Origin of the sequence: Streptomyces griseorubiginosus (assembly GCF_017614965.1) — a bacterium.
In the GTDB taxonomy this organism is placed as follows: Bacteria; Actinomycetota; Actinomycetes; order Streptomycetales; family Streptomycetaceae; genus Streptomyces; species Streptomyces griseorubiginosus_B.
The window spans coordinates 26,965-42,995 of the sequence record NZ_WVUG01000038.1 but is presented as its reverse complement, the minus strand read 5'-3'; the positions used below and the strand labels follow the sequence as shown (position 1 = coordinate 42,995).

General features: G+C 72.8%; 9 protein-coding genes and 1 pseudogene. 3 read left to right on the top strand and 7 right to left on the bottom strand.

Annotation, left to right across the window (positions count from 1 at the left end):
- The coding region (locus GRC12_RS10595) for a glycoside hydrolase family 3 N-terminal domain-containing protein (protein WP_244372584.1) at positions 1–2,206 on the top strand (2,206 nt) is incomplete at its 5' end.
- Here the strand turns inward: GRC12_RS10595 and GRC12_RS10590 are convergent.
- The 6 genes and pseudogenes from GRC12_RS10590 to GRC12_RS10565 all read right to left on the bottom strand — a co-directional run bounded on the left by GRC12_RS10590 (position 2,170) and on the right by GRC12_RS10565 (position 10,700).
- Positions 2,170–3,048 (bottom strand): carbohydrate ABC transporter permease, encoded by an 879-nt coding sequence (locus GRC12_RS10590; protein ID WP_208778943.1) that lies wholly within the window; start codon positions 3,046–3,048, stop codon positions 2,170–2,172. The two genes, GRC12_RS10595 and GRC12_RS10590, sit on opposite strands and share 37 nt — an antisense overlap.
- On the bottom strand, positions 3,045–4,067 hold the full coding sequence (locus GRC12_RS10585) for a carbohydrate ABC transporter permease (RefSeq protein ID WP_208778942.1): 1,023 nt from the start codon (positions 4,065–4,067) through the stop codon (positions 3,045–3,047). The genes GRC12_RS10590 and GRC12_RS10585 overlap by 4 nt, the downstream gene beginning before the upstream one ends.
- Positions 4,067–4,594, bottom strand: a pseudogene (locus tag GRC12_RS10580) (extracellular solute-binding protein); the annotation flags it as partial. The pseudogene GRC12_RS10580 and the gene GRC12_RS10585, both read right to left, overlap by 1 nt.
- 207 nt (positions 4,595–4,801) lie before the next feature.
- On the bottom strand, positions 4,802–5,464 hold the full coding sequence (locus tag GRC12_RS10575; RefSeq protein WP_208778941.1) for a peptidyl-prolyl cis-trans isomerase: 663 nt from the start codon (positions 5,462–5,464) through the stop codon (positions 4,802–4,804).
- On the bottom strand, positions 5,461–9,681 hold the full coding sequence (locus tag GRC12_RS10570) for an NEW3 domain-containing protein (protein ID WP_208778940.1): 4,221 nt from the start codon (positions 9,679–9,681) through the stop codon (positions 5,461–5,463). The genes GRC12_RS10575 and GRC12_RS10570 overlap by 4 nt, the downstream gene beginning before the upstream one ends.
- Positions 9,682–9,815: 134 nt before the next feature.
- Entirely contained in the window at positions 9,816–10,700 is an 885-nt protein-coding gene (locus GRC12_RS10565) for a MurR/RpiR family transcriptional regulator (RefSeq protein WP_208778939.1), read from the bottom strand.
- 171 nt (positions 10,701–10,871) lie between these two features.
- On the opposite strand from GRC12_RS10565, the gene GRC12_RS10560 reads away from it, so the two are divergent.
- Positions 10,872–11,636, top strand: coding sequence for a sugar isomerase domain-containing protein (locus tag GRC12_RS10560; RefSeq protein ID WP_208778938.1), 765 nt, complete (start codon positions 10,872–10,874; stop codon positions 11,634–11,636).
- A gap of 192 nt (positions 11,637–11,828) precedes the next feature.
- Entirely contained in the window at positions 11,829–14,657 is a 2,829-nt protein-coding gene (locus GRC12_RS10555) for a SpoIIE family protein phosphatase (RefSeq protein ID WP_439959878.1), read from the top strand.
- Here the strand turns inward: GRC12_RS10555 and GRC12_RS10550 are convergent.
- Positions 14,633–15,949, bottom strand: a complete 1,317-nt coding sequence (locus GRC12_RS10550) for a hypothetical protein (protein WP_208778936.1) — start codon at positions 15,947–15,949, stop codon at positions 14,633–14,635. The two genes, GRC12_RS10555 and GRC12_RS10550, sit on opposite strands and share 25 nt — an antisense overlap.
- Positions 15,950–16,031: the final 82 nt, after the last annotated feature.

Here is a 16,031-nt window from a genome sequence, read left to right as displayed (position 1 = left end):
CCCCCTGTACCGCGACCCCTGCGCCCCCCTCGACGCCCGTGTCCAGGACCTTCTGGCCCGTATGACCCTCCGGGAGAAGGTCGGGCAGATCAATCAGCGGATGTACGGGTGGGACGCGTACCGCCGTTCCCCCGACGGCGGTTACGAGCTCACCGACGCCCTGTACGCCGAGACCGACCGCTTCGAGGGGCTCGGGGCCCTCTACGGGCTGATGCGGGCCGACGCCTGGTCCGGGGTCGCCCACGGCAGCGGGCCCGGAGCCGAGGACAGCGCCCTGCTCGCCGAGCTCGTGCAGCGGCACGTCGTCGAGCGCAGCCGTCTCGGCATCCCCGCCCTGTTCGTCGAGGAGGTCCCGCACGGCCACATGGCCCTCGACGGCACCGTCCTCCCCGTCAACCTGGCCGTCGGCGCCACCTGGGACCCCGCCCTGTACGAGCGCGCCGCCGCCCACGCGGCCGCCGAACTGCGCGCCCGCGGCGGCCACGTGGCCCTGGTCTCCGCGCTGGACATCTCCCGCGACCCCCGCTGGGGCCGCACCGAGGAGTGCTTCGGCGAGGACCCCTGCCTCGCCGCCCGCCTCACCGAGGCGCTGGTGCACGGCATGCAGGGCGATCCCGGCGAGTACTTCGCCGCCGACAAGGCCCCCGTCGTCCTCAAGCACTTCGCAGGGCAGGGCGCCACCGTCGGCGGCCGCAACTCCGCCGAGTCCGAGCTGGGTCTTCGGGAGCTGCACGAGATCCACCTCCCCGCCGCCCACGCGGGCGTCCGCGCCGGGGCCGCCGCCGTCATGGCTGCCTACAACGAGGTCGACGGCATGCCGTGTTCGGGCAACCGGTGGCTGCTCACCGAACTGCTCAGGGCGGACTGGGGGTTCGAGGGCCTGGTCATGGCGGACGGGCTCGCCGTCGACCGGCTCGCCCGGATCACCGGCGACCACGTCTCCGCCGGGGCCCTGGCCCTCGACTCCGGTGTGGATCTCAGCCTTTGGGACCGGGGGTTCACGCTGCTGGAGGAGGCGGTCGAGCGCGGCCTGGTGAGCGAGGAGACCCTCGACCGGGCCGTCGCCCGTGTGCTGCGCCTCAAGTTCCGGCTGGGGCTCTTCGAAAGGCCGTACACCACGGCCCGGATGCCGGCCGGCGGCGAGGAGCTGAGCAGGGAGGTCGCCCGGGCCGCCGTCACCCTGCTGCGCAACGACGGCGTGCTGCCCGTCGCCGCGAGCGTCACCCGGATCGCCGTGCTCGGCCCCCAGGCCGCCACCACGGCACACCAGTCGGGCGACTACACGGCCCCGCAACGCCCCGGCACCGGCAGCAGCGTCCTCGACGCCCTGCGCCGGCTCGCCCCCGTCGGCCTCGACGTCCGTCACGCCCCCGGCTGCTCCCTCACCGGCACGGACCTCTCGGGCATCCCGGCCGCGATCGCCGAGGCCGCCGCGTCCGACCTCGCCGTGCTGGTGCTGGGCGGCAGCAGCGCACGCGCGCCCGAGACGGAGTTCGACGCCAACGGGGCCGCGCTCACGGCCCCGTCCGAGATGACCTGCGGCGAGGGCGTCGACCTCGCCGGGCTCCGGCTTGGAGACGCGCAGTACGCGCTGCTGGACGCCGTCGTGGCGACGGGCACCCCCACCGCGGTCGTGCTGGTCCAGGGGCGGCCCCACCTCGTGCCGGACACCGCCGCCGCCCTGCTCACCGCCTGGTACCCCGGCCCGTGGGGCGGCGACGCGATCGCCGAGGTGCTGCTCGGGCTGACGGACCCGAGGGGCCGCCTGCCGCTCTCCGTACCCCGCTCGGCGGCCCAACTGCCCGTGTACTACAACCACAAGGACACCGAGTACCGCGGTTACGCCGACGAGAGCGCCGAGCCGCTGTACTCCTTCGGGCACGGGCTGTCGTACACGAGTTTCGCCTACGGCACACCGCGCACCACGGGGCGCACCGTCGAGGTCGATGTCACCAACACCGGGCGGCGGTACGGGCGTTCCACGGTCCAGGTGTATCTCCGCCGGCTGGTCACCGCATCCTGGCCGCGCACCCTCGAACTCTGCGCGTTCGAGGGTGTCGGCCTGGAGCCGGGCGAGTGCCGCACGCTCACCCTGCCCCTCCCGGAGCTCACCGGCACGGCCGAGATCAGGGTCGCCGCATCGGCCCGGGAAGCGCTCGACGCGCCGGGTCAGAGCTTGACGGCGCCCGCCGCCACTCCCCGGTAGAACCACCGCTGGGTGATCACGAACAGCACCAGCACCGGGATGACCGAGATCACGGAGCCGGCCATCACCACCCGCTGGTCGTAGCCGAAGGACGAGCTCTGCAGCCGGGAGAGGCCCAGCGTCAGCGTCATGTGGTTCTCGGAGCGCAGCACGATCAGCGGCCACAGGAAGTCGTCCCAGGCGCTGATGAAGGTGTTGATGGTGACCACCATGATCGCGCCCCAGGCGGAGGGGAGGTAGAGGTGGCGGAAGCGCTGCCACTCGTTCGCCCCGTCGAGCATCGCCGAGTCCTCGATCTCGCGCGGGACCGCGAGGAACGCGCCGCGCATCAGCAGCACGTTGATGGCGCCGACGAAGCCGGGCAGCCAGACGCCCGCCAGGTTGTCGACCAGGCCCAGGTCCCGGATGCTCAGAAACAGCGACACCATGATCGACTCGAAGGGGAACATCATGGAGGCGACCAGCACCACCCAGACCGCCTTGCGGCCCTTCCAGCCGGGCTTGGAGAGCATGTAGCCGGCCGTGGTGGAGAACACCAGCTGGCTGGTGATCGACAGGGCCACCACGATGAGGCTGTTGCGGATGTACGTCGCCACCGGGACCTGGTCGAAGACCTCGCGGTAGGCGCGCAGGGTCGGATGGTGGGGCAGGAGGGAGGCGTTCGCGCCGAACACGTCCTCGCCCACGCCCTTGAGTGAGGCCAGGAACTGCCAGAGCAGCGGGCCCACCGTGATGCCCAGCACGAACAGCAACAGCAGGTAGCGGACGACCAGTTCACGGGGGCGGCCGTAGTCCCGCCAGCGCGGTACGAGGCGCCGGGGCTTGTCGACGGCGGTCGTCATGCCTCGTCCTCCTTCGTCAGGCGCTGCGCCAGCAGGGTCAGGCCGAGGGTCAGTACGAACAGGGCGACGCTGACCGCGGAGCCGTAGCCGGCGTTGCCGGTGATCGGGTCGAGGCCGACGTCGCGGATGTAGAACGGCAGGGTGCGGTCGGCGCCGCCGGGGCCGCCGGTGGAACTGCCCAGCATGAAGATCTCGGTGAAGACCCGCAGACAGCCGATGCCGGTGAGCGTGCCGACCAGCATCATGGCCTGCCGCACGCCCGGCACGGTGATGTGCCAGAAGCGGCGGACCGTGCCGGCGCCGTCCATCTGCGCCGCCTCGTGCAGCTCCTTGGGGACGTTCCCGAGGGCGGCCAGGTAGAAGATCATGTACCAGCCGAGGCCCTTCCACAGCGTCAGGCCCATCGCCGACAGCAGGATCAGCCAGGAGTCCGACAGGAACGGGATGGCCGACCTGATCAAGTGGGCCTTCTGCAGCCAGGTGTTGACCAGTCCGTCGTCCGCCAGCAGCCACTGCCAGCTCAGACCCACGACCACGCTGGAGGCGAGCACGGGCGTGTAGAAGGCGGAGCGGAAGAAGCCGATGCCGGGGAGGTTCTTCTCCACCAGGACGGCCAGCATCAGCGGCAGGAACACCATCAGCGGGACGACGACCACGGCGTACAGGACGCTGTTGCGGGTCGCCAGCCAGAAGTCCGGATCGCCCAGCATCCGGCGGTAGTTGTCCAGCCCGACGAAGCCCGCCGCGCCGCCTAGGGGCTTGGCGTTCGTGAACGACAGGATGACGGTGTTGAGGAACGGGAACACGCCGAAGACGACCGCGCAGCCGATCGCCGGGGCGGTCCACAGCCAGGGCAGCCACCAACGCCGGTACAGGGCCGCTCCGTTGGCGCCCGCGGCCGGGCCGGGCAGCACGGCCCCGACGACGCGCCGGGCACGGGAGGGGGCCGTGACCGGCGCGGAGGCGATGCCCTCCGCGCCGGACACGGACACCGGCTTCGCGGTCTGGGTCGCCACCATCAACCCGCCTGCTTCAGCAGCTCGTCGGCCTTGGCCTGCGCGTCCTTGACGGCCTGTGCGGGGCTCTTCTTGCCCTGCATGGCCAGCTGCACCTGCCCCACGATCGCGTTCTGCACGGCCGGGGAGAGGTTGGTCTGGTTGGTGTCGGCCGTCTTGAGCTGGTCGGCGACGAGCTTGCGCGCCTGGGAGAAGGGATCACTGCCGGTCACGTTCTGGAAGAACGGGTCGTCGAGCGAGGCGGTCGTCGTCGGGAAGATGACGACGTCCGGGTCCTTGCACCAGGCCGTCTGGTTCTCGGCGTCGGTGAGGTACTCCGCGAAGGACAGCGCAACCGCGGCGTGCTTGCTGGTCGCGGCGACCGATATGTACTGCGGGGCACCGGCGGAGGCGCGGCCGAGGGCGTCGTAGGGCTGCTGGCCGACGGCCGTCTTCGCGTAGACCGAGGGGCTGTTCTGCTTCACGAACCGCACGAAGCTCGGGTTCGTCGAGCCGTACGCCACCTTGCCCTGGCTGTAGAGGGTGGACGGGTGAGGCCGCAGCCGGCGGCCGTCAGCGTCAGGGCGATGATTCCCGCCACGGATGCGGTGAGTCTTCCAGCGCGCATGTCCACCCTCCTGGGACCAGCCGAGGTGGCTGGTTCAATCAACCAACTTCGACTCCGATTGATGAAAAGGTGGACCAGAATTCATCGGAGGTCAATGGGTTCCCGTGTTGCGTTTGGGTTCCGGCCGTGATCAGTGGCGGTGTTCGTGGTCCTGGTGCGAGGGATCGCCGGGGTGTTCGTGCCCGGCTGCGTACACCACATCCGCCCGAGCCTGGTCGAACCAGTCGAAGAAGGCCCGCCGCCCCGCCGCGCGCCGAAGGTCGCGTTCTATGCCGTCGCGGACCTGCTCGTACGCCAGGAAGTCGGTGGGTGCGGCGCGTCCGAAGGGATCGACGCCGCGCCGCAGGGCGTCCCGGGTGAGAAAGCGGTCCGGATTGCGCTCGTAGTAGTCCCGTACGGCCGTCTCGGGCACGGTCTGCTCGGCTTCCAGCTCCGTCAGCAGCAGACGGGCGGCTGGGGAGTGGGTGAGGGCGGCGGCGACGATGCTTCCCACCTCCTCGACGGTGAGCAGATGGGCCGGGGACACCTCGTCCGGCAGGGCGAGGTTCCGTTCCTGGCAGGCTCGCCGGGCGAGTTCGTCCGCGACCACCACTTGCGTGGCCCAGCGCCGTCGCTGGCGTTCCGCGGAGCCGGAGAGCGCGGCGGCGGGTGGCCGGCCGGCCGGCCCGTCGTCGTGGCCGGTCGCGCGGTTTCCCGCGCCGGCGGGGGGCGCGGAGGTGACCGTCTGCAGAAAGGCGTCCACGCGGGCCTTCGCCACCGGACTGCCGTGCACCACCGCCGCGTGGTCCGTCACGGGGTCACCTCCAGGGGGATCGCCTCGGTGTAGGCGACCCGGCCGTGGCAGGCGATCTTCGCCAGCAGCCAGTAGGAGCCCGGGGGTGTCGCGGCGCCGTCGACGTCGACGAAGACCTCCCGCCGCTCGCCCGGGGGCACGGTGAAGCCCTGGCAGGCCGGGGTGACGCCGGCCCAGGTGCCCCACGAGGAGACCGCCCACACGGTGCCGCCGACCGGACCGCGGGTGGGGTTGTGCAGGGTCACCGGGACGCGGGCGCGTTCGTCGCGGGCGACGGTCAGGCGGTCGACGCCCAGGCCGGTGACCAGAGTTGGGCCCGGCGGCGCACCCGGGACGTCGAGGGAGACCACGTCCTCGTAGGTCTGGCCCTCGTACGTCAGACGGGCGGTCAGCCAGTGGCGGCCGGGGACGGCGTCGGGCGGGGGTGTCACCGTGACCTCGGTGAGGGTGAAACCGCCCGGGGCGAGGCCGTACGGCAGTTCTGCGGGCTCGGCGGACCAGCCGGGCGGGACGCCGACCGACACGGTGCCGTAGACGGGCGCGTCGGTCAGCTCCGAGGCGACGCGGACCGTCGCGGTGACCGGCCGGCCGCCGGGGGCGGTGAGCGAGCCGGGCGAGAGGTAGACGGTGACCGGCATGTTGCCGCGGGGCGCCGGGCCGGAGTTGTGCAGCCAGTAGCGGGTGGCGACCGGCTGGGCCTGTTCGTGGGCGGCGATTCCGGGATCGTAGGGGGATCGCGCGGTCTCGGGCGGTGTGGCCAGCACGGTCGCCACCTCGAAGCCGGTCAGGCCCAGGCCCAGCGCCCCCTGCCCGTCCGGCGCGAGCGCCTCACCCGGGGTCTCCAGCACGTCCGCCCGGGCGCCGCGCACCCACCCCCTGGGCCCGTGCACCCGGGCCCGTACCGGACGCCCGTTCACCTCGTGCATCCGTACGACCACCCCGCGCCCCGGGTCGACCGGTGCCACGCTTCCCCGGGCGAGCGGTGAACCGGCCGGCTTGAGTGCGTCGAGCAGCACCTCGCCCGCCGGTTCCAGGGACAGCAGGACCGACTGGCGCGGCAGCGGGCCGCCGTCCGCCGTCCCCCGCACCCGGGCGGTCAGCGGGTGGTTGAACTCATGGCCCAGGCGCGGCAGTCGCTGCTGCCGCCAGTCGCCCTCGCCCGCGACGACCGCGTACTCGAAGGTGTGGGACCAGCGTTGGAGCTGGAAGCCCGAACCGTCGGGGGCCGTGCGGCGCGGCGGATCGACCCAGACGCCCGACGGCCAGCCGGTGCAGGAGCGCATCAGGGACATGTGGAGATCGCCCGAGGAGGTGACCACACAGCCGGGCGTGCCCCGGTTGAGCACCGCGAAGCCGCGCCCGTCCCAGGCGTCGCCCGGCGGCAGTGCCTCGCCGCCGCCCGCCGCCGTCGCCGTGACGACCGCGTCGTCCAGGTCCGCGACCAGCGCGTCCACCGCCTTCGCGTCCCCGTCCGCGTCGGCGCCCGCGATCACCAGCATCGGAAGCCGCTCCAGGTCCCGCAGATCGGCCCCGGGCACCCATTCCTCGCGCAGCCCGGCACGCGGCGCGACCCACACGGCGGCCACCCCGGTCTCGGCCACCTGCCGCCGCAGCTCGCGCCCGGCCGCCGGATCCCAGGCCAGCGCCTCGGCCACCACGGCGTTGCGCTCCGGGGCGCCGACGGCGATCCGGATGTCCGGCAGGTTGGAGTCGACCTCGAGGTCGCCGTAGCGGGGACCGCCGGCGATCGTCGAGGTCGCCGTGACCCCGGCGCGGACCAGCGCGGCGGCGAGCGGGGTGCCCAGCTCGCCGGCCTCCTCCCAGGAGGCGTACACCAGCTCGGCGACCCCGATCGACCGCCGGCCCGCCACCTTCCCCGTCTCGTCCCGCAGCTCCACCCGGGCCGTGGAGCCGAGCCCGAACCAGGTGTTGGCCGGGTTGTCCAGCGTCCACGGGAACCGCTCGCTGTCCACGTCCACGAACCCGAAGCCGCGCCCGATCACCGCGTCCGCCACCTCGTGCACCGGCAGCCCGCCCCGCACGTCGGAGGGCCAGCGGACGCGGATCAGCCGGTCGGCGCCGTCGTAGCCGTCGATCGTGGTGGTCACGTCGAGGCGCGGCACGCCGGTCCAGAGCGTCAGGCGTTGGGTGTACCGGAAGAGGCCGAGGTCGGCGCGGACGGTGATGCGGGAGCCGGCCGGGGAGTGCTCGACATCGATGTCCGCGCGCACGTCCCGGCCCCGGGCGGCGGTGGTGCCGGTCGGAGTGAGGTGCCAGGGACCCTCGCCGAAGCGCGGGTGTCTCGGGTACTCCTCCTGGACGACCAGCTCGTTGCCGATGTCCCCGGCGCGCAGCAGCTCCCGGCCGCCCTCGGCGAGCGCGCGCAGGCTGCTGACGCCGCCGCCGCGCGCGGGGTCGACCGTCACCTCGTAGAACGCGTTGCGGATGGTCGTGCCCTCGCCGAGCGCCCACTCGGGGACGGAATCGTCGGTGAGAGCAAGGGCCTTGTAGCCCATGCCCGGCAGGTCCGGTACGACGACGTGCAGGTGGCCGTTCTCGCGGACCGCGGGCAGGCCGGCGGGGGCGAGCCCCGGGTCGTCGATCGTCAGCACGTCCCCGCGGGTCCAGGTCGAGGGGTTGAAGACGACCAGATCGGGTCCGTCGCCGGGCGTGACGTGGTCGGCGAGGGCCTGGGTCGCGTCGGCGTGGACCAGCCGGGCCAGGTCGTACAGTTCGCGCCAGCCGGTCATCAGGTCGATGTAGACCTGGTCCGACTCCGAGCCGGTGATGGCGTCGTGGTGGGCGCCGTAGACCAGTTGCCGCCAGGCCTTGTCGAGGGCGGCGTCCGGGTAGGGCCGGCCGGTGACGAGGGAGGCGAGGGTCGCCCAGGCCTCCGCGTCGGCCAGCAGCGTCTCGCCGTATCGCTGGGCCTGCTTGGTGTCGATGTAGGAGACGTCCTTGCCGGTGTAGACCGGGTTCATGTCGCGTGTCTGGGGCGAGGCCTTGCGGCCCTCGGCGTCGAGTTCGGCGCGGACGGCGGCGAAGAAGTCGCGCGGGGTGCCGCTGACGAACCGGGGCCAGACGTAACGGGCGTTCCAGTCCCGGTGGATGTCCATCACCCAGCGGCACGGGGGCGCGTAGTCACCGCCGACCGGGAGCAGGACGTTGCGGGTGAGGGCGACCGACCTCAAGCCCCGGAACAGCTTGAGGGCGGCCGCCTCCGCCGCCGGCAGGGAGGGGGCGTTGTCGATCGCCCAGCCGGCGCCGTAGTGGTTGACCATGTAGGCGGTCAGAAGTCCCCGTCCGGACGGGGCGATCCAGCTGAACTCCGCCGGGAACTGCATCCGCCCGGGATCGCGCGGCTCCTCGCCGAACACCGACAGGGCCGGCCCCCACTGGTGGAACGGGCCGCGCGCCCAGGAGCTGGAGCCGATCCCCGCGTCCGCCATCAGCCCGGGGAACTGCGGATCGTGCCCGAACGCGTCCAACTGCCAGGCCGTTTCCGGCGATCCGCCCATGATCCCGCGCTGGAACCCGTCGCCGTACAGCGCGTTGCGCACGGTCGCCTCGGCGCCGGTGAGGTTGGTGTTCGGCTCGTTGTAGGTGCCGCCCATGATCTCCACGCGGCCGGTGCGCATCAGCTCGCGCAGGAAGGCGCGCTCCTCCGGGAAGGCGTCCCAGTACGGCTTGAGGTAGTCGACCTCGGCCAGCACGAAGGTGTACGCCGGGTCGCGCCGGGCCAGGTCGCAGTGGGCGCGCACCAGGCTCATCCCGGACTGGCCGCGCGAGTCGAAGGTGCGGGCCGGCAGGCCGGTGACGGCGGGCTCGTCGGCGACGTCCCAGGTCTCGGTGTAGGCGCCCTGGGTGTTCCACCACACCGGGTCGTAGTGGAAGTGGCTGACCATGAACATGGTCCAGCCGGGCTCGGCGGTCGTGAACTCGAAGCTGTGCCGGGCCACTTGGGCACCGTCGACAGCGGTGAGCGTGACCTCGCGCCGGTCGCCGGGCACCGGTCCGTCGACGGTCACGGGTATCTCCGCGCGTACCGTCTGGTCGTCGCCGGTGTCGACGACCGCGTCACCGGATACGCCCGGGCCCTCGACGGTCAGCAGCACCGTCCGTCCGGGGGAGTGCTCGATCTCGACGGCCACCACCTGCTGCGGATGCTCGGCGGTGCCGACGAACAACTCGGTCGACTCGGCAGCGGTGACGCGCATGGGTCTCCTACCAGGATGCTCGGCGGAGCCCCATCCTGGCACCGTGGGGATGATTCAAACAACCATCCCCACGTTTTATCGGTGGTTCATCCATACAGATCCGCCCACCGCCGGCCGCCGCGGCACGGATGCGCTCATCGCGTCCGGCGTGACTTCGCCGCGTGCTGCGGGGTGATGTGGTCGGTCAGGGCGAGCGAGGCGCTGGCGCGCTGGTAGGAGAGCTGGCCGACCCGGACGTAGAGACAGTCGACGATCATCAGGACGGAGTGGCGGCCGCCGATGCTGCCGGTGCGGAAGCTGGTCTCGGAGGTGGCCGAGATCAGCCGGATGTCGGCGGCCCGGGCCAGCGGAGAGCGCGGATCGGTGGTGATCGCGATCGTGGTGGCGCCCCGCTCCTTGGCCATCTCCAACGGCTCGAGCGTCTCGCGCGTCGCGCCGGAGTGGGAGATCCCTATGGCCACGTCCGCCGGGGTGAGCAGGGCCGCGGAGGTGGCCGCGCCGTGCACCTCGGTCCAGCCGCGGACCTGGCAGCCGATGCGGAACAGCCGCGTCTCCGTCTCCTGGGCCACCGCTCCGCTGCCGCCGACGCCGTACACGTCGATACGGCGCGCCTTGGCCAGCGCCTGGGCCGCGCGCTCCAGCGCGTCGAGGTCGATGCGGTCGATGGTCTGCTGGATCGCGCGCAGATCCGCGCTGCCGACGACCTGGACCACCCGCTCCAGGCTGTCCTCGGGGGAGATGTCGGTGTCGATCTCCGTCGAGCCCCAGGCGGAGACCTCTCCGCGGCCGCGCTCCTGGGCCAGCTCGATCAGCAGATGCTGGTAGGAGTCGAGGCCGATGGCCCGGCAGAACCGGGTCACCGTCGCCTGGGAGGTGCCGGTGCGGCGGCCGAGTTCCGCGGCCGAGCAGTGGGTGACGGCCGCCGGATCCTCCAGGATCAGCTCGCCGACCTTTCGCAGGGAGCCGGCCAGGCGCGGCAGCTCGGTCCGGATCAGTGTGGTGACGTCCGTGGAGGGCATGCACAGAAGGTATCAGCCACCCTTTGGGGCATGGATTGAATACCAGGACCACAAAGGAGAGCAGTGTTCAACCATTGTCCGCGGCCATTGCTCGCCGCATGAGCCATATGATTTATTGATTCATCTGTGACGGTGTACGGGGTGGTTCAATCCACCAGTGGGGAGTGTCGTGTGTCCGACGAGTCCGTGAGCGCCGAGGGCTTCGCGCGGGAGAGTCTGGCCGTCCTGCGGGATCTCACCGAGTCCGCGCGCGAGGAGGTCGCACGCGCCGCCGAACTCATCGCCGGGTGTGTGCGCTCCGACGGGGTGATCCAGGCCTTCGGCACCGGCCACTCCCAGGCGATCGTCCTCGAACTCGCGGGCCGCGCGGGCGGGTTGGTGCCGACCAACCGGCTGAGCATCGCCGATCTGGTGCTGTACGGCGGTGACGGCCCCGGGGTCCTCGACGATCCGCTGCTGGAGCGGCGGGAGGGTGTCGCCGAGCGCATCTACCGGCTCGCCGAACCCCGCCCCCAGGACCTGTTCGTGATCATCTCCAACTCGGGCGTCAACAACGTGATCGTGGAGACGGCGCTGCTGGCCAAGGAGCGGGGGCACCGGCTGCTGGCCATCACCTCCCTCGCCCACACCCGGGCGGTGCCCGCGGGGCATCCCAGCGGCAAGAAGCTCGCCGACCTGGCCGACGTCGTCCTCGACAACCGGGCTCCCCGGGGGGACGCGCTGCTGGAGCTTCCGGGCGGGGGCGCGGTGTGCGCGCTGTCCACGCTGACCGGCGTGATGCTGGTCCAGATGGCGGTGGCGGAGGCGTCGAAGCTGCTCCTGGACGCGGGGGAGCGGCCTCCGGTCTACGTCTCCGCCAATGTGCCCGGCGGCTTCGAGGGCAACCTGGAACTGGAGAAGCGGTACGCCGGGCGGATCCGGCGCACCGCGAGTTGACTGCCGTCGGCGGTGCGGGTGCCAAGCCGCGGGTCGGTGGGGGCTGGTCGCGCAGTTCCCCGCACCCCTGGGGGGTGAGGGTCACCCCCAGTGGATAGGGGCCGGGCGCGAAGGAGGGTTCCCGCCGTCCTGCAAGTGGTCGAGGTTGTGGCCTGTGTCACAGTGGGTCTACGGTGATACGGCCTGGAGGAAGTGATCGCGGTGTCCGTCGCCTGGGACGACATCGGCGGGCTCGTCGATGCCCACGAACGTTTTCTCGCCGGCGCGCGCGTGGAAGCGGACGTCCGGGGCGCCGTGCTGGAGTCCTGGAAGCGGTGCCGCTCCGCGGGGCTCGAACCCCACCAGCTGCTGGTCCCGTACGCGCAGGACCTGACCCTGGACGATCGGTTCCTGCGGGCGGCCGACCCGGTGCTGCAGCGGCTGACCGAGTCCCTCGCCGAGGTCGGCATGACCATCGCGCTGTGCGACGCGCACGGGCGCATGGTCCAGCGGCTCGGCGGTGACGCGCGGCTGCGCGACCGGCTGGACGCGGTGAACTTCGCGCCAGGGTTCGACGCCTCCGAGCCGGTGGTCGGCACCAACGGCGTGGGCACCGCGCTCGCCGAACGCGGGCCCGTCTACGTCGTCGGCCGTGAGCACTTCGCCGACTGTCTGCAGCCCTTCGCCTGTGCGGGGGCGCCGGTGCGGGACCCGCTCAGCGGGCACATCGAGGCCGTGCTCGACCTGACCTGTCTGCGCGACGACGGCGACCCCACCATGGTGCGGCTGGTCCGCGAGGCCGCGCGGAGCATCGAGGCGCGGCTGCTGGAACAGTCCACGGCGCGGGAACGCGCGCTGATCGCCGCCTACCGGCGCGCCGATCTCGCGACCGGCGGACGGCCGGAGGGGCGCGGCGGGGAGGACCTCGGCCGGATCGACCTGGCCCTCCTGCGCGAGCGCGCCGAGGAACTCATCGCCTCCCCCAACCGCACCCTGGACGAGGTGGCCCTGCCGGGCGGACGCGTGGCCACGCTGCTGCGCCGCCAGGTCATGGGCGCCGCGGGGGAGTCGGGGGTGGCGGTCGAGGCACGGATCCTCGGCGGGCCCCGGCTCGGCGGGCCGGCCCTGAGGCTGCCGGGCGCATCCACCGCAACGGCTCCGGCGCGGGACACACGGGCGACGCCCCCGGTCCCCGCCGCGCGCCCCGTCGCCGTACGAGCCGTCGTACCCCTGGTGAACCGACCTGCCCCCGCTCCCCCCGAGACCGTCGGCGACATCATCGACGACGGGGAGAGCCGGCTGCTGCTGGTCGGCGAGCCCGGGGTCGGGCGGCTGGCCGTGCTGGCGCGCCGGCGGCTGGAGTGGCTGCACGACGCCGGGGTGCGGGTCGGGACCACGCTCGACGTGACCCGGACCGCGGAGGAGCTGGCCGAGGTGACCGTGCCCCGGTTCGCCGACTTCCTCGCCGTCGACCTGCCCGACGCGGTGCTGCGCGGCGAGGAGCCCGGCCCGCTGGGCGCGGACACCCCGCTGCGCCGGGTCGCCCTGGGCGCCGTCCACGAGGAGTCGCATCTGTACGGGGTCGGCGACACCGTCGAGTACGTGCCGTCGACACCGCAGGCCCAGAGCCTGGAGAGCCGGCGGTCGGTGCTGGAACCCGTGCTGGCCGACGCGGGCGGCTGGATCGCACAGGACCCCTCCCGGCTGGAACGCACCCTCGCCGCGGGCATCCACTCCCTGATCACGGTGCCGCTGCGGGCGCGCGGCACGACCCTCGGCGTGGTCAGCTTCTACCGCTCGGAGAAGCCCGCCCCCTTCGAGGACGACGACCTCTCGCTGGCCCAGGAACTGGTCGGCCGCGCGGCGATCTGCATCGACAACGCCCGCCGCTACACCCGCGAGCACAACACCGCACTCGCGCTGCAGCGCAGCCTGCTGCCGAAGGGGCGGCCCGAGCAGAGCGCCGTCGAGGCCGCCTACCGCTATCTGCCCGCGCAGGCGGGAGTCGGCGGCGACTGGTTCGACGTGATCCCGCTGTCCGGCGCGCGGGTCGCGCTGGTCGTCGGGGACGTCGTCGGGCACGGTCTGCACGCCGCCGCCACGATGGGCCGGCTGCGCACCGCCGTCCACAACTTCTGCTCCCTGGACCTGCCCCCGGACGACCTCCTCACCCACCTCGACGACCTGGTCGGACGGCTCGACCGGGGCGAGGGCTGGGCGGTGGACAGCACCCAGGCCGACTCCGGCATCGTCGGCGCGACCTGCCTCTACGCCGTCTACGACCCGGTGTCCCGGCGCTGCACGCTCACCCGTGCCGGGCACCCGCTGCCCGCGGTCGTACGGCCGGACGGCACCGTCGACTTCGTGGACCTGCCCTCAGGTCCGCCGCTCGGCCTCGGCGGCATGCCTTTCGAGACCGCCGAGCTGGAACTGGCCGAGGGCAGCCAACTGGTGCTCTACACCGACGGGTTGGTCGAGGACCGGCTGCGGGACATCGACTCGGGACTGGACCGGCTGCGCAGCGTCCTCGCCGTGGCCGACCGGGCTCCGGAGGACACCTGCGAGGCGGTCCTGGACGCGCTGCTGCCGGCCCGGCCCGGCGACGACGTGGCCCTGCTCGTCGCCCGCACCCATGTCCTCGGCCCCGAACGCGTCGCCGAGTGGGTGCTGCCCAGCGAGCCGGAGGTCGTCTCCCGCGCCCGCACGGCCGTCACCGAACAGCTCGCCGCATGGGACCTGGACGACCTCGCCTTCACCACCGAACTGGTCGTCAGCGAACTCGTCACCAACGCCATCCGCCACGCCACCGGCCCCCTCCAGCTCCGCCTGCTGCGCGACCGCGCCCTGATCTGCGAGGTCTCCGACGGCAGCAGCACCTCACCCCGGCTGCGCCGGGCCCGCACCGAGGACGAGGGCGGCCGCGGACTCTTCCTGGTGGCCCAGCTCACCGAGCGCTGGGGGACGCGGTACACCCCCGACGGCAAGGTGATCTGGACGGAACAGCCGCTGCCCGCTGCTCACCAATACGTCAGCAGCAGGTGATTGACGAGCAGCGCCAGAACCGCCTGCGCGGTCAGCCAGGCCCGCGGACGCGGCAGGAGCGCGCACGCCGGGAGCAGCCACACCGCGAACGGCAGCCAGATCCGCTCCGTCTCCGCCTTGCTCATGCCGGAGACGTCGGCGATGAGCAGGGCGAGGAGAGCGGCGGCCGTCACAACGGCCAGCCGCAGGGCGGGAGTCGGGGCGCGCTCGACCAGGGCGGTACCGGCGCGCCGCAGGGCGGCCGCCGTCGCCGGGCCCACGACGAACACCGTGCAGGCGAGGTTCGCCCACACCCAGTAGGCGTACGGCCTCACCCCGCCCGATCCCTGGTAGTAGCGGGTGACCAGCAGGCGGTACGCCTCCCACCAGTTGAATCCGAGCGCGGTGAACACCGCCGGGACGACCGCCAGTCCGGCCAGGAGGAAGGGGAGCGGGCGGGCACGGCGGGAGCCCAGGAGCAGGACGGCGGCGACGACGAGGGCGAGAAGCGTCAGGCCGTAGGAGAGGTAGGCGGTCAGGCCGAGCAGCAGGCCGGCGGCGAAGCCCGTCGTCCGTGGGCGGCGCCCCGTCACCGCGAGCGCCAGCAGCGCGACCGCCCACGCGGAGACCCCCGTGAAGTAACCGTCCGCCGAGGTCCCGACCCACACCGCGCCCGGCATCAGCACCAGGAACGGCGCGGCACGCCGGGCCAGGTGCTCGTCGGCCAGCGCCCGTACGGCGACCAGGACCGCGGCCGCCGCTGTGGCACCGACGGTGATGACGAAGGCGCCCGCCCAGCCGCCCCCGCTCAGCCCGATCCGGTCCAGCAGGACGAAGCTGACGGTCGCACCCGCCGGATGCCCGGCCACATGGGCGGGCCAGTTGTCCGGACTGCCGATCAGGATGTGCCGGGTGAAGTCCCGCAGGGTGTCGGGGATGTCGTGGAAGCGGCCGATGACCTGGAGGTACTCGTTCCTGGTGGTGAGCCGCCGGGCGACGCCCCGGTCCCAGCCGTCGACCAGCGCGAGCGACCATGTCCAGGCCATGGCCCCGCCCCAGGCCGTCAGCAGCAGCGGGCGCCAGGGCAGCCGTACGGCGAGGGCGGGGCCGTACGCCACCACGGCGACCGCCACCACGATCGCCGCCGGGGTGCCGGGACCGAGGTGCGGGTCCCAGTCCGCCAGCAGCGGAGGCCAGCCGACGCGCAGTGAGCCGTCACGGTGCTGGATGCCGGTGCCGACGACCGCGGCCACGACGACGAGCACGGCGGCGGCCGAGGCGGCGTACAGGTCTCGGTTCAGGTCGCGGTTCACGCTCGACACGCTAGGCCGGGGAGCGGCGCCCGGACGCCTGACGTGCGCGGACGTCAGAGTTTCGTCATGGTTCGCAGCGCCG